The sequence below is a fragment of the Streptomyces sp. GL_140 genome (assembly GCF_057834465.1).
Genome location: NZ_CM174404.1, coordinates 7,641,934 through 7,660,708, shown reverse-complemented (window position 1 = coordinate 7,660,708; position 18,775 = coordinate 7,641,934). Strand labels below are relative to the sequence as shown.

15 protein-coding genes are annotated in these 18,775 nt (G+C 71.8%); 5 read left to right on the top strand and 10 right to left on the bottom strand.

Annotation, left to right across the window (positions count from 1 at the left end; genetic code table 11):
* The first annotated feature begins 63 nt into the window (after positions 1-63).
* Complete coding sequence (locus AC3IYJ_RS35650; protein WP_489398644.1) at positions 64-1,413, top strand: cation:dicarboxylate symporter family transporter; 1,350 nt, start codon at positions 64-66, stop codon at positions 1,411-1,413.
* 267 nt (positions 1,414-1,680) lie between these two features.
* On the top strand, positions 1,681-3,447 hold the full coding sequence (locus AC3IYJ_RS35645) for a S8 family peptidase (RefSeq protein WP_489398643.1): 1,767 nt from the start codon (positions 1,681-1,683) through the stop codon (positions 3,445-3,447).
* Between the two features lie 17 nt (positions 3,448-3,464).
* On the opposite strand, the gene AC3IYJ_RS35640 is transcribed toward AC3IYJ_RS35645, so the two are convergent.
* From AC3IYJ_RS35640 to AC3IYJ_RS35625, 4 genes are all read right to left on the bottom strand, one after another.
* A complete protein-coding gene (locus AC3IYJ_RS35640) occupies positions 3,465-4,892 on the bottom strand; it encodes an alpha/beta hydrolase family protein (protein WP_489398642.1) in 1,428 nt (475 codons plus the stop codon).
* A gap of 76 nt (positions 4,893-4,968) precedes the next feature.
* Complete coding sequence (locus AC3IYJ_RS35635) at positions 4,969-5,664, bottom strand: (2Fe-2S)-binding protein (protein ID WP_489398641.1); 696 nt, start codon at positions 5,662-5,664, stop codon at positions 4,969-4,971.
* Between the two features lie 106 nt (positions 5,665-5,770).
* The gene (locus AC3IYJ_RS35630; protein ID WP_489398640.1) at positions 5,771-6,823 is read right to left on the bottom strand and encodes an SIS domain-containing protein; all 1,053 of its coding nucleotides are present in this window, start codon (positions 6,821-6,823) and stop codon (positions 5,771-5,773) included.
* Positions 6,824-6,889: 66 nt separating this feature from the next.
* Entirely contained in the window at positions 6,890-8,152 is a 1,263-nt protein-coding gene (locus AC3IYJ_RS35625) for a PTS transporter subunit EIIC (RefSeq protein WP_489398639.1), read from the bottom strand.
* Positions 8,153-8,329: 177 nt separating this feature from the next.
* Here AC3IYJ_RS35625 and AC3IYJ_RS35620 point away from each other — a divergent pair, with 177 nt between their 5' ends.
* Positions 8,330-9,097, top strand: a complete 768-nt coding sequence (locus tag AC3IYJ_RS35620) for a GntR family transcriptional regulator (RefSeq protein WP_489398638.1) — start codon at positions 8,330-8,332, stop codon at positions 9,095-9,097.
* Positions 9,098-9,214: 117 nt separating this feature from the next.
* Here AC3IYJ_RS35620 and AC3IYJ_RS35615 read toward each other — a convergent pair whose 3' ends face one another.
* Both AC3IYJ_RS35615 and AC3IYJ_RS35610 read right to left on the bottom strand, forming a co-directional pair.
* Positions 9,215-10,498, bottom strand: a complete 1,284-nt coding sequence (locus tag AC3IYJ_RS35615; protein WP_489398637.1) for an MFS transporter — start codon at positions 10,496-10,498, stop codon at positions 9,215-9,217.
* Positions 10,499-10,598: 100 nt separating this feature from the next.
* Positions 10,599-11,405 (bottom strand): alpha/beta fold hydrolase, encoded by an 807-nt coding sequence (locus AC3IYJ_RS35610; RefSeq protein WP_489398636.1) that lies wholly within the window; start codon positions 11,403-11,405, stop codon positions 10,599-10,601.
* Positions 11,406-11,545: 140 nt separating this feature from the next.
* Here AC3IYJ_RS35610 and AC3IYJ_RS35605 point away from each other — a divergent pair, with 140 nt between their 5' ends.
* Positions 11,546-12,232: a GNAT family N-acetyltransferase gene (locus AC3IYJ_RS35605; protein WP_489398635.1), complete on the top strand. Its 687-nt coding sequence runs from the start codon at positions 11,546-11,548 to the stop codon at positions 12,230-12,232.
* A 78-nt stretch (positions 12,233-12,310) separates the two neighbouring features.
* Here AC3IYJ_RS35605 and AC3IYJ_RS35600 read toward each other — a convergent pair whose 3' ends face one another.
* Genes AC3IYJ_RS35600 through AC3IYJ_RS35590 form a run of 3 tightly spaced genes read right to left on the bottom strand, consistent with a single transcriptional unit; the run spans position 12,311 to position 15,576 of the window.
* A complete protein-coding gene (locus AC3IYJ_RS35600) occupies positions 12,311-13,339 on the bottom strand; it encodes a TolB family protein (RefSeq protein WP_489398634.1) in 1,029 nt (342 codons plus the stop codon).
* A gap of 21 nt (positions 13,340-13,360) precedes the next feature.
* Entirely contained in the window at positions 13,361-14,692 is a 1,332-nt protein-coding gene (locus tag AC3IYJ_RS35595; RefSeq protein ID WP_489398633.1) for an MFS transporter, read from the bottom strand.
* A gap of 2 nt (positions 14,693-14,694) precedes the next feature.
* Positions 14,695-15,576 (bottom strand): alkaline phosphatase family protein, encoded by an 882-nt coding sequence (locus tag AC3IYJ_RS35590; RefSeq protein ID WP_489398632.1) that lies wholly within the window; start codon positions 15,574-15,576, stop codon positions 14,695-14,697.
* Between the two features lie 265 nt (positions 15,577-15,841).
* Between AC3IYJ_RS35590 and AC3IYJ_RS35585 the strand changes: the two genes are divergently transcribed.
* Positions 15,842-17,239 (top strand): alpha/beta hydrolase, encoded by a 1,398-nt coding sequence (locus tag AC3IYJ_RS35585; RefSeq protein ID WP_489398631.1) that lies wholly within the window; start codon positions 15,842-15,844, stop codon positions 17,237-17,239.
* Here the strand turns inward: AC3IYJ_RS35585 and AC3IYJ_RS35580 are convergent.
* Positions 17,217-18,743 (bottom strand): carboxylesterase/lipase family protein, encoded by a 1,527-nt coding sequence (locus AC3IYJ_RS35580; RefSeq protein WP_489398630.1) that lies wholly within the window; start codon positions 18,741-18,743, stop codon positions 17,217-17,219. The genes AC3IYJ_RS35585 and AC3IYJ_RS35580 overlap by 23 nt on opposite strands.
* Positions 18,744-18,775 lie beyond the last annotated feature (32 nt).

The following is an 18,775-nucleotide window of genomic DNA, read 5'->3' as shown; positions in this document are numbered from 1 at the left end:
GGCGGGCGATGGTCTCCCGGGACGCCTTCACCACCAGGAGGCCAGGCACAACCAGGAGGCAGCGTGGCCGCCAGGCGCGACAAGACGCACTATCTGTACATCGCGGTGATCGGCGCCGTACTGCTCGGCATCGCCGTCGGCTTCGCCGCGCCCGGCGTGGCCGTGGAGCTCAAACCGCTGGGCACCGGCTTCGTCAACCTCATCAAGATGATGATCTCGCCGGTGATCTTCTGCACGATCGTCCTGGGCATCGGCTCGGTGCGCAAGGCCGCCAAGGTCGGCGCCGTGGGCGGACTGGCGCTCGGCTACTTCATGGTCATGTCCACGGTGGCGCTGGCCATCGGACTCCTGGTCGGCAACCTCCTGGAGCCGGGCAGCGGGCTGCACCTGACCGAGGCCGCCCGGCACGCCGGCGAGGCCCAGGCCAAGGCGGGCGGGGCGCAGAGCACCCCGGAGTTCCTGCTGGGGATGATCCCGACCACGCTGGTGTCGGCCTTCACCGGCGGCCAGGTGCTCCAGACCCTGCTGGTGGCGCTGCTGTGCGGGTTCGCGCTCCAGGCGATGGGCCCGGCGGGCGAGCCGGTGCTGCGCGGGATCGGACACGTGCAGAAGCTGGTGTTCCGGGTGCTCGCGATGATCATGTGGGCGGCGCCGGTGGGTGCGTTCGGCGCGATCGCGGCGGTGGTCGGAGCCACCGGGATGGACGCCCTGAAGTCCCTGGCCGTCATCATGATCGGCTTCTACCTGACCTGTCTGCTCTTCGTCTTCGTGGTCCTGGGCACCCTGTTGCGGGTGTGTACGGGGATCAGCGTCTTCGCCCTGCTGCGCTACCTGGGCCGGGAGCTCCTGCTGATCCTGTCCACCTCCTCCTCGGAGTCGGCACTGCCGCGGCTGATCGCGAAGATGGAGCACATCGGGGTGTCGCGGCCGGTGGTCGGCATCACGGTTCCCACGGGCTACTCCTTCAACCTGGACGGGACCGCGATCTACCTGACGATGTCCTCGCTCTTCGTGGCGGAGGCCATGGACAAGCCGCTCGCCCTGGGCGAGCAGATCTCGCTGCTGCTGTTCATGGTCGTGGCCTCGAAGGGCGCGGCCGGGGTGACGGGAGCCGGTCTCGCCACGCTCGCCGGAGGGCTCCAGTCGCACCGGCCCGAACTGGTCGACGGCGTAGGCCTGATCGTGGGCATCGACCGGTTCATGAGCGAGGCGCGGGCGTTGACGAACTTCGCGGGCAACGCGGTCGCGACCGTGCTGATCGGGACCTGGACCAAGGAGTTCGACCGGGCCCGGGCGACCGAAGTCCTCGCAGGCCGCCTGCCGTTCGACGAGAGCACGCTCACCGAGGACGACCACGGACCCGCCGCCGTCCCCGTCCAGCCGGACGGCGCCAAGGACGGCGTACCCGCATAGCGGATACGCCCGAAAGGGACCGGTCGGGCAGGGCTCGCCCCCACGGTGCCCAGCCCGGCCGGTTCCGACACCTCGCCCACCGGCGTTATTCAGCCAAGTTCAGACCAACCGTCCTGCGGTAAAAGGTACTTCCATATCGGTGCAGACGTCTGACATCTTGCGTCCACCACTCGTTTCGTACGGACCGGTAGGTGCCACCCGCGCCACGGGCCGTCTTCGGAGGACGCATTGATACCCCACATATCCAGCCGACCTCGCCGTACCCTCGTGCTCGCCGCCGCCCTGGGCGCCGCGCTTGCCTTCGGAACCCCGGCCGCACTGGCCGGCACCCAGCCCATATCCCCCTCGGGCGCCCCCGTCACCTCCGCACCCGCCAAGGCCCTTGCCGCGGCGCCGACTTCCCAGAGTGCGACCTGGGCTGCCGGCACCCGCGCCTACCTGGTGATCACCGCCGCCGGTGACAGCTCGGCGGTCCGCTCCGCCATCACGGCCAACGGCGGCACCGTCTTCTCCACCTTCGACTCCATCGGCGTGATCGTCGCCCACTCGACCTCCGCGACCTTCGCGGCCACCATGCGCGGGGTCAGCGGGGTCCAGCAGGTCGGCGCGACGCGCACCTCGGACGTCCCCGCCGACGCCTACAACCCGGCGCTTCCGGCCAACCCGGCGCAGTCGACGACCCCCGCGGGCGAACCCGTACGGGCCGACATGAGCCAGATCAAGGCCGACCAGGCCTGGGCCGTGAACCCCGGCTCCGCCTCGGTCAAGGTCGGCATCCTGGACACCGGCGTGGACGACCAGCACCAGGACCTGGCGCCGAACTTCAACGCCGCCGACTCCGCCTCCTGCGCCTACGGCAAGCCGGACACCCGGGTCGGCGCCTGGCGTGACGTGGACACCCACGGCACCCACGTGGCGGGCACCGTCGCCGCCGCCAAGAACGGCAAGGGCGTCGTCGGCGTCGCGCCGGGCGTGAAGATCTCCTCGGTCCGCGTGGCCGAGCCCGGCAACTCCTTCTTCTTCGCCGAAAACACCATCTGCGCCTTCGTCTGGTCCGGCGACCACGGCTTCAAGGTCACCAACAACAGCTATTACACGGATCCGTGGCAGTTCAACTGCCCGGACAACATCGACCAGGCCGCCATCATCGAGGGCGTCAAGCGCGCCCAGGAGTACGCGGAGGGCAAGGGCTCGCTCCAGGTCGCCGCGGCGGGCAACGAGAACTACGACCTCGCCCACAAGACCACCGACTCGGCGAGCCCCAACGACTCGACGCCGACCACCCGCACCATCACCAACGCCTGCCTCGACATCCCGACCGAGCTCCCGGGCGTGGTCACGGTCGCGGCCAACGGCACGGGCACCACGAAGGCCTCGTTCTCCAACTTCGGCCAGGGCGTCATCGACGTCGCGGCCCCGGGCAGCAACGTGTACTCCACCGCCCCCGGCGGCGGGTACAGCACCAAGAGCGGCACCTCGATGGCCACCCCGCACGTCGTGGGCGTCGCGGCGCTGATCGCCAGCGCCAACCCGGGCATCACCCCGGCGCAGATCCGCGACAAGCTGGCCACCCAGGCCAATGACACGGCCTGCCCGTCCGACAACCGCTGCACCGGCACCACGGCCAACAACTCGTTCTTCGGCGAGGGCCAGGTCGACGCGCTGAAGGCGGTCGGCTCCACCCCGCCGCCCGGGAAGTACTTCGAGAACACCAACGACTTCGCGATCAACGACAACGCGACCGTCGACAGCACGATCACCGTCAGCGGAGTGACCGGCAACGCGCCGGCCACCCTCAAGGTGGGCGTGGACATCAAGCACACCTACATCGGTGACCTCAAGGTCGACCTCGTGGCTCCGGACGGCTCGGTCTACACCCTGAGCAACCGGGCCGGCGGCAGCACGGACAACATCATCCAGACCTTCACCGTCAACGCCTCCTCCGAGGTCGCGAACGGCGTCTGGACGCTGCGCGTGAACGACAACGCCAGTGCGGACACCGGCAAGATCGACGCCTGGAACCTGACCTTCTAGTCGGTCGGGCCGTTCCATCAGCGGTGCAGTACGTCGGCCAGCCAGTCGAAGACGACGTCGCAGTGCTGCTGCGGGGCCATCGGGGAGCAGTGCAACTGCGCCCCGGTGGCCTCCGTCATTTTCACGTACTCGCGCCGCGAGCGGAGCAGGTCGTACATCTGCTTCGGCTGGCCGGGGTAGAACTGCTCGAAGTCGTAGTCGAGGACCAGGGTGGGCACCTTGATCTTCGGCACCACGGCCGTGACGTCGAGGCCGACGGCGAGCCGGGCAGGGGTCCACAGGTCGGTGAGGACCCGGCCCGCGCGCGCCTGTCGCAGTGCCTCCCCGGAGAAGATCTCGAGCCGCTTCTTGACCGTGTACGCGAGTCGCGGGGTGAGTTCGGGGACGACCTCCTCGTTCCACACCCGGTTGGTCTCCGCCTTGTCCGCGGTGACGACGTCGCGCAGCTCCTTGGGGAAGCCCAGCCACGGGCTGAGGCAGCCCGGCTGGCAGACCAGGGCCGCGATCCGGGGTTCGAAGGCGGCGGCGCGCGCGACGAGGTTGCCGCCCATGCTGAGGCCGGTGAGCGCGATCCGGGCGCTGTCCACGTCCTTGCGCCCGTCCAGCCAGTCGATCAGCGGCCCTACGACCTTCTCCCAGCGGTCGGTGAAGGGGATCTCGTCGAGGAACAGCAACTGGCCCTGGCCCGGTCCGTCGTAGACCAGGGCGTTCCAGCCCCGGTCCAGGGCCGCGGACACCCCGTAGGTCCACATGTCGACATTCTGGCCGTCGCTGCCGTTGGTGAGGATCACGGTGGGTCGCGGCTCGGACGGGTCCGCGCCCCCGGGGCGGAAGAACCACACCGGCAGGTGCGTCCCGCCGTACGGGACCTTCGCGCGGACGGCCGCCGGGGAGCAGAGCTGGGTGAAGGTGTCCCAGGCACGGCGCCCGGCGAGGTACACCTCCTTCTCGTCACCGGGCCGCTCGGTGCCCAGTACGTAGAACAGTGCCTGCGCGTAGTACTGCGCGGCCCGCAGCGCGCGGAAGCGGCGGGTCTGCGAGGGGGTCTCGCGGCCGTGCCGGCCGGCGGCCGGGGGTGTGGCGAGCCGGTCGCCCCAGCCGCGGAAGGTATCGGTGAAGGTCTGCTCGGACAGCCCGGCGGCGTTGACCGCGTCGACGGCGGTGAGGACCTCGCCGACCTCGGAGGCCCGCATCCCGGCGGCGCCCAGGGCGAACAGGCCGGCGAAGTTGAATCCCGGGTCGGCGAAGAGCTGCATGGCTCCGGGCGCGGGGTCGGGCGCCGCGGCGTGAGCGGCGGTGCCGGGAGCGGCCGCAGCGGCGGCGGCCGGCGTCCCGGCGGCCCCCGCACCGACGGCGAGGGTCCCGGCCCCGGCGGCCAGCCCGGTCAGGGCCACCCGGCGGGAGATCCCGAACGGGTCCCCGTGCGAAGTCTGAGCTTGAGTCATGGCAGGGAAGGTAGAAGCAGCGCCGGGCAAGTCCCCGGCCGCCACACCCTCGCTGCTCCGAACGGCCCTGGGCGCCCTACTTGGTCCGCAGCACGCAGTCCCCGCACAGGCCGCCACCGCGCACCCGGTAGTACAGGCAGCAGCTGCGGCGTACGAAGGCCACCCCGAGGCCGGGCTCGTGGACGAAGGTCCCGGTGCCGGCGAGCGGCCCGCCGTCCGCGAGCAGCTCGGCCGCGAGGACCGCCGCCGTCTCCCCCGGCACCCGGTCGCCCAGTACCCGCACCGCGCCGACCAGCCCGGAGGCGGCGTTCCCGCGCAGCACCTGCGGCGAGACCCCGAACCGTGCGCGCAGCGAGGCGTCGAGCGGGGCGAGGTTGCCCGTGAGCACGGTGTCCGCCAGCGACTCCCCCAGCGCCTCGCCGGGCAGTGCGGCGGGATCGGGCAGCCACAGTTCCAGCGACCCCGCTTCGGGGAGCCGCCACCAGAGCCGGTCGGGAGCCAGGTCCGGGGCCCGGCCCGACAGGGCCGCGCAGCCGAGCGCGATCGACCAGAGTCGGGAGGCGATCCCGAACTGCGCGTTCGAGGCCGCCACCCGACCGGGGCCGCTCCCGAGCCGCCGCCCGATCTCCTCGACGTAGGCCCCGAGGTGCTGCCCGTAGAGCTCGGTGAGCGGGCGGAAGCCGCGCTCGGGCGGCTCCTTCCCGTACGCCACGGTGAAGAACGGCCCGACGGAGCGCAGCTGCCGCAGTACCGGCGCGAAGTCCAAGTCCATGCCCGGATGATCTCAGGCGGCGGACGGCCGCCCGGGGGCAGCCTGCTGCGGGCGGCGGCTGCTGCCACCGCCCGCAGCGGAAGGAAGGGACGGACGGAGGGACGGCCTAGGCCTGGGTGAAGGCCGCGACCTCGAAGTCGGACATGTCGAGCCCGCCCTGCTTGGTGTCGTCGTTGGCGAAGACGAAGGACTCGATCGGGACGTCGCGCTCGGCGCTGAGCTGGGCGACCAGCTCCTGGAGGACCACCGTCTCCAGGACCACCCGGACCGCGTCCGCGACCTCGGGGAGCCGGACGACCGACAGGTTGTCCGCCGGGGCGGTCTCCACGGTGGTGATGAGCAGGGTGAGGTGGCCGGCGCCCGCCAGCGAGCGGGCCAGCTCGATCTCGCGGCCGTCGCCGTAGACGAGGTGGAGGGTGTTGCCCGCCGACTCCATCTCGCCGTGCAGGTAGTTGCGGGTCGCCGAGGCGGCCGCCGTCATCCGCACCACCTCGCGCAGCAGCAGCGCGCCCTCCTCGGCGGAGGCCCGGGAGGCTCCGGCCGCCACGCCGTCGGAGGCGATGCAGCGGGCACCGCGCTCGCGCAGCCCGGCCACGATCTCGGTGGCCTGCCGGTGGACCGCAGTGGTCTGCTCGGCGATGTCTGCCCACGGGTCGCCTTCGCGTCCCGCCACGGCGCCCGCGATCAGGTCGAGGGCGACGACGGTGCCGGTGTAGCCGATGGTCGAGGCGTACGAGTCGGGCTCGTTGCCGAGGTCCACGGTCAGGTCGGCGAGGTCGCCGAGCGGGGACGGGACCACGTTGAGCAGCGCGGTCTTCGTGATGCCGGGGGCGGCGCACTCGAAGGCGGCGATGGTCTCCGAGCTGCGGCCGCCCTGGGAGACGGCGATCAGGCAGTCGGTGTCGAAGCCCGCGGTGCCGGTCTCGATCTCGCTGGACAGGACGCGCTGGGTGACGATCCCGGCCTCGCGCAGCTGCTGTACGGGGACGGCGAGGGCGGCGTAGGAGGCGCCGATGCCGGTGAAGAGGGGGCGTTCGGCGGCACGCAGCCGGGCCAGCTCCGGGGTGGCGAGGCGGGTTCGGACGCGGTCGGCGATCCGGGCGAGGGCTGCGCCCTGGTCGGCCTGGCCTTCGAGGAAGGTGATGCGGGATCCGGACATGGTGTGGGGGTCCTTAGCGGGTCTGGGGAAGCCTGGGCGGCCGGTACGAGGGGGAAGCGGGCGGGATCAGGCGGAGGAGCCGGCCTTGGTGTCCCGCCGCGTTTCGCTCTCCTCGTCCCGTTCGCGGCCCGGGGTCGGCAGGTCGAACTTGACGATCGCCCAGCGGAAGAGCACGTAGTAGACGGCGGCGAAGGCCAGGCCGATCGGGATGAGCATCCAGGGCTTCGTGGCGATGCCGTAGTTGACGATGTAGTCGATGGCGCCGGAGGAGAACCCGAAGCCATCGCGGATGCCGAGGGCGTAGCAGACGGCCATCGAGACGCCGAAGAGGAAGGCGTGGATCGCGTAGAGGACCGGGGCCACGAACATGAAGGCGAACTCGATGGGCTCGGTCACGCCGGTGACGAAGGAGGTCAGGGCGACGGAGATCATCATGCCCTTGACCATGGTGCGGTTCTCGGGGCGGGCGGTGTGCGCGATGGCCATGGCGGCGGCCGGGAGCGCGAACATGTAGATCGGGAAACCGCCGGTCATGAACTGGCCCGCGGTCGGGTCGCCGGCCAGGAAGCGGGCGATGTCTCCGTGCACCTCGGTGCCGGTGGCGGGGTTGACGAAGCTGCCGGCCTCGAACCAGGGGAAGACCGAGAAGAAGTGGTGCATCCCGATCGGGATGAGGGCCCGGACGACGAGGCCGAAGAGACCCGCGCCCCAGGCGCCGGTGCCGACCAGCCACTCGCCGAAGTGGAAGAACCAGCCGCCGACGGTCGGCCATACCACTCCGAATACCACTCCCATGCCGACGCCGGCGAAGGCGCTCAGGATGGGCACGAGCCGGCGTCCGCCGAAGAAGCCGAGCCACTCGGGGAGCTTGGTGCGGCTGAAGCGCTGGTAGAGGAGGGCCGCTATCAGACCCATCACGATGCCGCCGAGGACCTTGGCGTCGAGCGGTTCGCCGTCCACGCCCTTGGGGAAGGCGGGGCTCGCGAGTACGGCCTTGAAGACCAGGTAGCCGACCACGGCCGCCAGGGCGGTGGAGCCGTCGGACTTCTTCGCGAAGCCGATGGCCACGCCCACCGCGAAGAGCAGCGGCAGGTTGGCGAACACCGTGTCGCCCGCCGCCGCCAGCACCATCGCGAGCTTCCGCACGAGCATCGGGAAGTTCTCGCGGCCCAGCAGGTCGGCGCCGCCGAGCCGGGTCAGCAGGGCTGCGGCGGGCAGCGTGGCGACGGGCAGCATCAGGCTGCGGCCGATGCGCTGCAGGACCGGCATGACGCGGCCCGGCTTCTTTCCGGCGGCTGGTGCGGCAGCCGGGACGGTGGCCGTACTCATCTCGGGACTCCTCGTCGAGCGGGGGTGGTGGGAACGACTCGAACGTAGCCAGTGGTTTTGAATTGGTCAACAGTGGTCTCTTGTGGTCTTACAGAAAATATCAAGATGAGGCCGAAGGTCCCGCTGCCACGAGGTCAGAAGCCAAAACGAAGTGGTAGCAAGTGGTATGTTTTGACCATGACCGACGACGCTGCCATCGCCGCCGCCACCCCCGCCGTGAACGCCTCCGACCCCCTGTGGTCCCAGGCCTCGGACCGGATCCGCGAGGAGATCGCGCGCCGAGGCCTGTCCGCGGGCAGCAAGCTGCCGCCCGAGCGCGAGCTCTGCACCCGGCTGGACGTCTCCCGCGTCACCCTGCGCCGTGCGCTGGCCCACCTCGTCGACCAGGGCCTGGTCACCGCCTCGCACGGCCGCGGCTGGTTCGTCGCCGCGCCCGTGCCGCCCGCGCCCGCCCGTGACTGGCCCAAGGACCTGGAGTCCTTCACCGCCACCGCCCGCCGCAAGCACATGCGCGCCAGCTCGGTCGTCCTGAGCCAGGAGACCGTCACCGCCTCGCTCGACGACGCCGACCGCCTCGACGTGCCCGCCGGCACCCCGCTGCTGCGCCTGGAGCGGGTCCGGCTGCTCAACGACGTCCGGATCGCCGTCGACCGGACCCTGGTGGTCGCCGAACTCGCGCCCGACCTCACCCGCACCGACTTCCGTGAGGCTTCCCTCTTCGAGGAACTGCGCCGCTGGGGCGTCGAGCCCGACCGCGCCGAGGCCACGATCGAGGCGCGCACCGCCGACGGGGAGCTCGCCGGGCACCTGGGCATCGCCGAGGGCGCGCCCGTGCTCGTCCTCGACCAGACCGTCTACACGCGGGACCAGCGGCCGCTCCTGCTGTCCACCGTGGAGTACAGCGGGGACCGCTACCGGCTGCGCACCACACTGCAGACAGACTGACACCGCCGCCGCGGCGCGCGGTAGCACCGTTCGGCTCCCACGGAGCCGCCGAACGGCCCCGGCCGGGCGGGCTTCCGCCCTGTCGGCGCGGTGACCCCCGGCGCGGAGTCCCGGGGGCTACCGGGACCGTGCGACGGACCGCGCGGGCCCGTCCCCGCCCTGGTCCCCGTCCCCGCCCTCGTCCCCGTCCCGGTCCCGGCCGCGGGAGGCCTCCGCCCGGCGCACGGCCGGGCCCATCGCGTACGAGGCCGCCAGCAGCAGCCCGCCCAGCAGCAGCCAGCCCGGGATCCCCCAGAGCAGCAGCAGCGAGGTCAGCACCAGCGGGCCCAGGGTCCGGGCGACCGGTACCCCGGTGCCGAAGAAGCCCTGGTACTGGCCCATCCGCTCGGCGGGGGCCAGCTCGAAGCCGATCTGCCAGGAGCCGGCCGACTGCCGCATCTCGGCGTCCACCTGGAGCACCGCCCCCGCGAGCAGGATCACCGCGGCGGCCCACCCGGACCGGGGCAGCGCCGAAAGGGCGAACACCCCGCACGCGGCGGCCACCACCAGCCCGGAGACCCGTACCGCCCGCCGGGCGCCGTCCAGGTCGGTCACCGGCCGGGCCACCCGCACCTGGAACAGCATCACGGCGAGGGTGTTGAGCACGAACAGCGCCGACGCCATCCAGCCGGGGGCGTGCGTGCGCTCCACGATCCACAACGGTATCGCCAGGCTCAGCAGCGGCATCCGCAGCAGCAGGACCGCGTTGAGCAGCGTGACCAGCGCGTACGGGCGGTCCCTGAGCACGGCCAGGCGCGGCTCCCCCGCCGCCCGGTCCGGTACGGGCGCCACCGCCGGCAGCCGCAGCAGTACGGCGGCGCACAGCAGGAAGGCCAGGGCGTCGAGCACGAAGACGGCGAAGTAGGCGCGCTCGGTGCCGGCGGCGAGGGCCAGTCCGCCCACGGCCGCGCCCACCGCGAGGCCCGCGTTCAGCACGGCCTGGAGGTGGGCCAGCACCCCGGTCCGCTCCCCGGGCGCGACCAGGCCCGCCAGCAGCGCCTGACGGGCCGCGGCCAGTCCGCACTGGGCGGTGGCGTAGACGAGGACGGCGGCGAGGAAGGCCCAGAAGGAGCGGATGAACAGGAAGGAGCAGACGGAGGCGGCCGTGGCCACCGCCAGCAGCACCGAGGTGCCGCGGGGCCCCCGCCGGTCGGCGAGCGCCCCCAGCGGCACGCCCGCGACCGAGCCGACCGCCCAGGCGATCGTGAGCCCCAGGCCTATCTGGGCGGGCGAGAGACCCACCACCCGGGTGAAGTAGAGCGCCGAACACACGTAGTAGGCGCCGTCTCCGACGGCGTTGCTCAGCTGGGCGGCGGCCAGGCGGCGCGGCACTCCGGGCGGGGGCAGGATCCGGTTCGTCACGGACTCATTGGACCAGCTGAATGGCCCATTCCGCTGGTCCAATCCGCAGCCGGTCCACCGGGCCACTCGGCCGGGCCGCCGGGGCGCTGGGCCCCTTCGCTCAGAGCGTCGCGAGGAACTCCAGCAGCGCCCGGTTGAAGGCCTCCGGCTGCTCCACGCCCGGCAGGTGCCCGGCCCCGTCGATCACCGCGAGCACCGAGTGCGGGGCCAGCGACCGCATGGACTCGGCTTCGGCGACCGGGGTGTACACGTCGTCGCGCCCGACCAGGATCAGGCAGGCCACGGAGGCCGGCAGTGCGGCGAGGACGGGCCCGTAGTCGGGCCGCTCGGCCCGCCCGCGCAGCGCGGCGGCCGCGCCCCGCGGATCCGTCGCGTACATCATCGCGGTCACCTTCGCGGCCGCCTCGGGCATCGCGGTCACGTTGTACGCCGCGAGCATCTTGTCGATGACCTCGTCGGTGTAGGGCTTCATCCCCTCCGCGAGGAGCCGCTCGGCGAGCTCGCGGCGGTAGGTCCTGCCGTCCTCGGTCTCCGGCGGTGCGGAGGTGTCGCTGAGCAGGAGGGCCCGTATCAGACCCGGGTGGCGCAGCCGCATTTCGAGTGCGATCTGCCCGCCCATGGACACACCCCCGACGACCGCCTGTTCGATTCCCAGGGAATCGAGCAGGGCGGCCAGATCATCGGCGAAGTCGGCGAGCAGGGTCTTCCCCGGCACTACCGGGCTCTGGCCGTATCCGCGCAGGTCAGGGGTGATCACGCGGTAACCGGCGGTGGTCAGGGCCGCCGTCTGGGGGGCCCACATCGAGTGGTTGAACGGATGTCCGTGGATGAGGATTACGGGGGCTCCGTCGCGGGGACCCAAGTCCTCGAAAAAGACGTTCACGCCATTGCCAATCAGGGGGTTCATGAGAGCACTTTAAGGAGCTACATTGAGCCACTCGCGTTCACCTGACAGCCCGTTGCCTTTCACCCGTGTTTTGCACGGGGGGCGACGTCAGGGACGCAGACTGTGCAACCACCCCACCGCCCAGAAGGACCGAAGGCTCCGTGCCCGTACCCGTACTCCTCGCCGGCCGCTCCGTGCGGCTCGAGCCCCTCGCCCCCCACCACACCGAGGCCTTGGCCCTGGCCGGGGCCGAGGATCGTACGACTTACGCCTTCACCCCCGTACCTCACGGGTTGCAGGCGTCCCACGAGTACATCGACCGTGCCCTCGCTGATCAGGCAGCGGGTCGATCGCTCCCGTTCGCGGTGGTCAGAGCCGCCGACGGTCGGGTGGTCGGTTCGACCCGGTTCCTGGAACTCGACTACTGGCAGGGGCCACTGGTGTGGCCCGCCGTGCCGGGGGTCCCGTTCGGCGATCCGGCGACGGCGATCCCCGATGCCGCCGAGATCGGCAATACCTGGCTGTCCCCGGCAGCCCAGGGAACCGGCATCAACACCGAGGCGAAGCTGCTCCTGCTCCGCCATGCCTTCGAGACCTGGGGCGTGCGCCGCATCTCGCTGCGCGCGGACGCCCGCAACGGCCGCTCGCGCGCCGCGATGGAACGGCTCGGGTTCACCTGCGAGGGGGTCCGCCGGGCCCATTCGCGGGGCCTCGACGGCGCGGTCCGCAGTACGGCGTTCTACTCGATCCTCGACGAGGAGTGGCCCACCGTGCGGTCGATCATCGAGCTGCGGATGTCGGCGGGTGCTCAGCGCAAGCGGCGACGAAAGACGCTCATCCCGGCGTAACGGTCCTTCTGCACGGACAGCGGCCCGTACGCGGGCCGCAGGCGGTCCGCGCACGACCCTCCCCCCGTCTCCCCGGCGTCAGCCGAGGAAGGCGGGGGCGAGGGCCGAGGTCATGAACCGGGCCGGTGCTCCGCTGCCGTCCGCGGGCAGCGAGTACAGATCGGCGCCGAAGTCTCCGGGCAGGGAGTAGACGACCGTCCTGTCGTCGGTCCACACCACCTGGTCGTCGACGCTGCGCTCCTCCGCGAGCGGGGTCTCCGTCATCGTGCCCAGGTCCAGGACGTACAGCCGCCACGGCGCGTCCGGCGACAGGCCGGGCACCCGCTTCTTGAAGACCAGCCGGGTCCCGTCGGGCGACAGGGACGGGCATTCCAGGTTCTCGCGCAGCGTGGTCACCGTGCGCGCGGTGAGGTCGCCGCGGACCAGGTAGGTCTGGCCGCCGGTCGCGAGCGTCGCGTAGAAGGTCTGCTCGTCGGCCGCGAAGGTGACCCCCCAGAAGTTGACGTCGGCGTTGCGGTACGCCTTGCCGTCCTTGAGGATCGCGAAGTCCTCCAGGGAGGCGTCGAACCGCCCCGTCCGCAGGTCCAGCAGCGAGGTCCGGGTGGAGAAGTTCGTACCGGCGTAGGAATCACCGCCCACGAAGACCGTCCAGGCGACCAGGTGGCCGCCGGGCGAGACGCGCGCCCGAGTGGGGATGCCCGCCAGCGGACGGCTGGAGACCTCCTTCAGGTGCGCGTCGAGGACGACGGCCTTGTAGCTGTCCTGCACCCCGCCCTTCTCCGCCTGGAGGCAGATCCCGGTGCCGGCCGCGGAGTGGAAGCGCAGGCAGCTGACCCCCGAAGCGGTACGGGCGCCTTCGGGCGCGTCCGCGGGCACGGTGGAGAGCTCGTCGCGGTGCGGCCCCCAGGCCATGTTGCGGAACACGATCCGCCGGCCGCCGTCGCCCCGGGCGAGGGAGACCTCGCCCGGGGTGATCGGCGGCCCGCCGGCCTGGACCCGGTTCTTCTCGTCCGCCCGCGAGGAGGCCCGTACGACGGCGAGCGCTCCGACGGCGGCGAGCAGGGCGATGGCCGAGACGAGGATCAGGATCCGGCGCTGCAGGGTCATGCGTGGGGGGCCTTTCTGGATCTACGGGATGTTTCGGACGGCCGAGTCGACCGCGTCGGCCGCGCCGTCCTCGAGAGCCGCACCCTCTTCGGCGCCGCCCTCCGGCCGCAGCCGGGCGCAGAGCGCGACGGCTCCGGCCAGGGTCACGGCGGCGACGGCCAGCGCGGGGCGGGCGCCCCAGAACGTCCAGGCTGCTCCGAAGCCGAGCGAGGCGGCGAACCGGGCGAGGGCCTGGCCGGTCTGGACGAGGGCGAGGCCCCCGCCGCGGTGCTCCTCGGGGACGGCTCCGGCGGCCGTGGCCATGAGCACACCGTCGGTGGCCGCGTAGAACGCGCCGTGCAGCAGGAGGACCGCGTACGGCAGCGCCGGCTGGTCCCCGCCGACGAGGAGGATCCCGTAGGCGGCGAGCAGCGCCAGGTGGCCACCGAGGAAGACGCGCCAGCGGCCGACGCGGTCGGCGAGCCGCCCGAGCGGCAGCGCGAGCAGGAAGAACGCGGCGGCGGTGCCCAGCGGCAGCAGGGCGAACCAGCGGTCGGCAATGCCCGTGGCGTGCTGGAGCAGCAGGAAGACGAAGGCGTCGCTGACGGTGCACAGGCCGAGCAGCAGGGCGCAGAGGCTGATCCGGCGCAGGTCGCGGCGGCCCAGCAGCCCGAAGGAGGCCCGCAGCGAGACGGGGGCTCCGGTGGCTTTGGGCGCGGTGCGCCGGCCCGGTACGAAGAGCACCAGCACCAGGACGCCGAGCGCGGCCACGCAGGCACTGACCGTGAAGACGGCGTCGTAGCCCTCGGCGGCGCCGCGCAGGATGAGGAAGGCCAGGATCGGCCCGATCAGCGCTCCGGCGGTGTCCATGGCGCGGTGCACACCGAAGGCCCGGCCGCGGTCCTCGGGGGCGGCCGACAGCGAGATCAGCGCGTCGCGCGGGGCGGTGCGCAGGCCCTTGCCGGTGCGGTCGAGCGCGAGGACGGCCCCGATGGCGGGCAGGGTGTGTGCGAGCAGCAGGAGCGGCTTGCACAGGGCGGAGAGTCCGTAGCCGATCCCGGCGAGGGCCTTGTGGCGGCCGAAGCGGTCGCCGAGGTGGCCGCCGGTGAGCCGGACGAGGGCGCTGACCCCGTTGTAGAGGCCGTCGAGCAGTCCGAAGCCGAGCGGGGTGAGCCCGAGTCCGGCGACGAGGTAGAGCGGGAGCACGGCCGTGACCATCTCCGAGGAGACGTCGGTGATGAGGCTGACCGTGCCGAGGGCGAGCACCGTGGGGGCGAGCGCGGCGCGCCGCCCCGGGCGGATGCCCGGGGCGACGGCCTGCGGCTCGGGGGTCACGGCGGGCGCGGGGGTACCGCGACTGTCCGCAACGTACATGGTCAGGAAGTCCAGATCCCCGTGATGTCGGCGGCGCTCGCAGCGTTCCCCGCGTGGGTGGTCAGGCCGGAGAGGCTTTCGAGGGTGTGCAGCATGTCGTAGTGGTTGTAGGTCGTGGAGGTGGTGGAGCCCGGGGTCACGGACTGGCCGTAGAACACGGTCGGGATCTTGTTGCCGGCGAGCCGGTTGTCCTCGTCGAAGGTGACGACGAGGAGGCTGTTGTGGGTCTTGGCCCAGTCCGCGTAGGCCTTGAGGTTGTTCTTGAGCCAGGTGTCGCCGGTGCCGACGGAGCAGTCGTGCATGTCGCTGCAGAGGTTCGGGACGACGAACGAGGTCTTGGGCAGGGTGGTGAAGTCCGTCGGGAACTGGGTCATCGTCTTCGCGGTGCTGGTGGGCACGTTGGAGAAGGCGAACCAGGGGTTGTGCTTCTGCGCGTACTTGCCGCTGGAGCAGGTGGTGGAGCCCTGGCTCGGCAGGGTCTCGTTGTAGCTGCCCCAGGTCTTGCCGGCGGCGATCAGCTCGGACGCCAGGTTGGGCGCGGAGCTGAAGCCGGGCGTGTAGCAGCTGTCGCCGGTCACGCCCTGGTTGGAGCCCGAGAACAGCTGCAGGTAGTTGGGCTGGCTCGGGTGCGTGATGCCGAAGGAGTTGGTCAGGTTGGCTCCCCCGGTCTTGAGGGAGTTGATGTAGGGGGCGCTGGAGCTGCCGATGACCTGGTTGTAGGCGTGGTTCTCGAAGACCACGACGACGATGTGGTCGGGTGCGGGCAGGCCTGCCGCGTGCGCGGGCTGAGCGGTGCCGATGCCCGCCCACAGCGCGGCCGCGGCGGCGGTGAGGCCGAAGGCGGTGGCGAGGGCGGTCTTGCGACGGGACCGTGAAATGGGCATGCCGAACACGGAAAATACCTCCGGGCAGGGGGAGTCTGGGGCGGCGCGGACGTACCGTACCGAGTGGCATGTGCATGGGCCAGGGATACTTGGCGAACAGAACGGGAACTCCACAGGCCGTTTTCGCGACGGGCAACGTCCTTCTCTAAGGAACCCCAAGAGTCGGAAAAATGAGGAACCCCGGAGCACGTACGCTCATCCTTTCGATCGAAAGCAGTCTCATCCCGCCCCAATGGGGCAGCACCAAGCCGGAGAGCACCCGCACATGTCGCAGCAGCCGCCCTACGGGCAGCCGTACCCGCAAGGGCAGCAGCAGTACCCCCCTCACCCTCCGCAGGGCCAGGGCTACGGTCAGGGTCGGGGCTACGGCCAGGGCCAGGGCTACGGTCAGCAGCAGCCTCCTTACGGACAGCAGGAGGGCTACGGCCGCCAGGATCCGTACGGGCAGCAGCCCGGCTACGGCCGGCAGCCCGGCTACGGGCAGGAGCCCGGCTACGGTGAGCAGCAGCAGCCGTACCGCGAGCAGCGGCCCTACGACGGGCAGCCCCCTTACGGCGACCAGCCTCCCCACGGCGACCAGCAGGAGCCGTGGGAGCCGCCTCGGCGCCGCTCCAGGGTCCGGCGCTGGGTGATCGCGGGCGTCTCCGTGCTGGCGCTCGCGGGCGTCGGCGCGGCCGTGATGAGCTACTACGAGATACCGCCGTTCACCGACAAGGGCGAGAGCGTTTCCTTCGGGAAGGCCCCTGGCGGTTCCGGCAATACCGGTGGTTCGGCCGCCAAGCCGCCGCCGAACTCGAAGATGTCCATGCCGACCGGCCCGGCGGCGGACTTCAAGAACGCGAACACCCTGGCCGACGGCACGCACATCGCCGTCACCACCTTCGACGGCAAGAAGTCCGGCTTCAAGGGCAAGGTCTGGGTCTGGGCCCCCAAGGAGTACAACGACCCGAAGTACGCCAAGAGCGGGTTCCCGGTCATGATCGCCCTGCCCGGCGGCGCGGGCTTCCCGAACAACTACTGGATGGGCGCCGACCTGGGCCTCGAGGCCAGCATCACCAAGTGGTACAGCGAGGGGAAGAGCAAGCCCTTCATCCTGGCCATGCCGGTGCTGAACCCGGCCGGGGACGAGAAGGGCATCTACTGGGACGGCTCGGACATCCCGGACCAGCCCAAGATGGGCACCTGGCTGACCGACGACGTCCCGGACCTGATGCGGGCGAACTTCCGCACGATCAAGTCCCGGGACGGCTGGTCGTACATGGGCTCCTCCACCGGCGGCTTCGCGAGCCTGAAGGCCGTGCTGAAGTACCCGGAGAAGTTCAAGGCCGCGATCTGCTCCGGCCCGGACATCGTCCCCGACTCCTCCCTGTGGAAGGGCCACGACAAGGAGAAGGCGGAGAACAACCCCGAGCTGCTCGCCAAGGAGCTGATCGACAAGAAGGGGCCGGACGTCTACCTGGCCTTCCAGGTCGGCACCAACGAGAGCAACAAGAACACCTTGCCGAACGTGCAGAAGTTCATCGCCACGTACGGCAAGGGGCCGATCCACACCGACCTGAGGGTCATCCAGGGCGGCCAGCACAACGCCAAGACCTATGTTCCCAACATGGGCGAGGGGCCGATCCAGTTCATCAGCAAGGTCATGGAAGGACCAGTGGAGTAACCGGCCGGTCCGCACCGGGCTCCGTTTCCTTCAGCCCCCGTTCCTCCCGCTCCGGCCCGCCGAACACCTTCGGCGGGCCGTCGCCGTTCCAGGGCGCCCAGCCCGGGTCCCCTTCGACGGCGAAGCGCACCCAGGCCGCGTGCATCTCCCGCGCCAGCTCCTGCGGGGCGTCGGGCCCGGCCAGCCAGGAGGCCTCGGGCACGGACAGGGTGTCGAAGACGAAGCCCAGTTCCAGCGCGTGGCAAGACCCGAGTCCCGGGACTCCGGAGGGCCACGCGAACTCGTAGACGAAGCGCGGAGCGGTACGCCGCTGCGCGCGCTCCCCGCCGCCCGCGGCGAGCCGGCGCAGCGGATCGCGCAGCAGCCGGTCGGTGAGCAGGTGGCCGGCGAGGTCGGCCGGGCCCGCTTCCGGCCGCTCGGCGCGCAGTGCCCGTACGGCGGCCCGGTCCTTGCCGCCGCGGATCCGGCCCAGGGCCACGGCGAGCGGCCCCAGCCGGTCCAGGAGCCGCATGGCGCCGGTCGGGGCCAGCCAGAGCCGGTACTCCTCGGCGGTCCAGCCCAGCAGCAGCGGCACCTCCCCGGCAGCCTCCGCCGCCGCTTCGAGCGGGTCCGCCGGCAGCGTGTCCGGGTCGGCGACCAGGCCGAAGGCGGGGCCGCCGAGCAGCGGGGAGGAGCGGCGCAGTACGGCCGCCTGGGCGGCGAGCAGGTCGGGCAGGGCGACGGCGGCGAAGACCCCGGCGGTGGCGTCCACCTTGAGCAGCGCGGCCATCCGCCGGACCATCGTGCGGACCTTCTCGCGCGCCAGTGCCTCGGGGGCGCCGCTCTGCAGGACCGCCTGGTGGAAGAGGCCGGCCGCGCGGGGGGCCGCGAGCAGGGCGCCGATGCTGATGGCCCCGGCGGATTCGCCGAAGACGGTGACCCGGCCGGGGTCGCCGCCGAAGGCTTCGATGTTCTCGCGGACCCAGGTCAGGGCGGCGATCTGGTCGAGCAGGCCGCGGTTGGCGGGGGCGTCGGGGAAAAGTCCGTAGCCGAGGACGCCGAGGCGGTAGTTGACGGAGACGAGGACGACTCCGTCGCGGGCGAAGGAGGAACCGTCGTAGACGGGGACGGCCGAGGAGCCGCGGGTGAGCGCCCCGCCGTGGATCCACACCATGACGGGCAGCCGGGCGCCAGGCTCCGGGGCCGGGGTCCACACGTTGAGGTTGAGGCAGTCCTCGCCGGGGATCTCCGGGTCGGGCAGCAGCGCGGCGAAGTCGTCGGGGTAGGGCACCTTGGGCGCGGTGGGCCCGTACGCACCGGCATCGCGCACGCCCTCCCACGCCTCGGGGGGCGCGGGCGCGGCGAAGCGCAGGGCGCCGACGGGTGGGGCGGCGTAGGGGATGCCGCGGAAAACGGCGGTGCCGGCGGGGCCGCCGCGGCCCTCGACGGTGCCGTAGGCGGTCCGGACCCTGGGCCGTGGACCGGATCCGGTACGGTCCTGGGCTTCGTCGGCCGCTGTGCTCATCGTGTCCGTCCTCCTGGGCTGAATCCGGCTGG

Excerpts from the sequence above, each read along its gene's own strand:
- AC3IYJ_RS35640 (WP_489398642.1), bottom strand. The coding sequence starts at position 4,892 with ATGACTCAAGCTCAGACTTCGCACGGGGACCCGTTCGGGATCTCCCGC.
- AC3IYJ_RS35635 (WP_489398641.1), bottom strand. The coding sequence starts at position 5,664 with ATGGACTTGGACTTCGCGCCGGTACTGCGGCAGCTGCGCTCCGTCGGG.
- AC3IYJ_RS35630 (WP_489398640.1), bottom strand. The coding sequence starts at position 6,823 with ATGTCCGGATCCCGCATCACCTTCCTCGAAGGCCAGGCCGACCAGGGC.
- AC3IYJ_RS35625 (WP_489398639.1), bottom strand. The coding sequence starts at position 8,152 with ATGAGTACGGCCACCGTCCCGGCTGCCGCACCAGCCGCCGGAAAGAAG.
- AC3IYJ_RS35620 (WP_489398638.1), top strand. The coding sequence starts at position 8,330 with ATGACCGACGACGCTGCCATCGCCGCCGCCACCCCCGCCGTGAACGCC.
- AC3IYJ_RS35610 (WP_489398636.1), bottom strand. The coding sequence starts at position 11,405 with ATGAACCCCCTGATTGGCAATGGCGTGAACGTCTTTTTCGAGGACTTG.
- AC3IYJ_RS35600 (WP_489398634.1), bottom strand. The coding sequence starts at position 13,339 with ATGACCCTGCAGCGCCGGATCCTGATCCTCGTCTCGGCCATCGCCCTG.
- AC3IYJ_RS35595 (WP_489398633.1), bottom strand. The coding sequence starts at position 14,692 with ATGTACGTTGCGGACAGTCGCGGTACCCCCGCGCCCGCCGTGACCCCC.
- AC3IYJ_RS35590 (WP_489398632.1), bottom strand. The coding sequence starts at position 15,576 with ATGCCCATTTCACGGTCCCGTCGCAAGACCGCCCTCGCCACCGCCTTC.
- AC3IYJ_RS35585 (WP_489398631.1), top strand. The coding sequence starts at position 15,842 with ATGTCGCAGCAGCCGCCCTACGGGCAGCCGTACCCGCAAGGGCAGCAG.
- AC3IYJ_RS35580 (WP_489398630.1), bottom strand. The coding sequence starts at position 18,743 with ATGAGCACAGCGGCCGACGAAGCCCAGGACCGTACCGGATCCGGTCCA.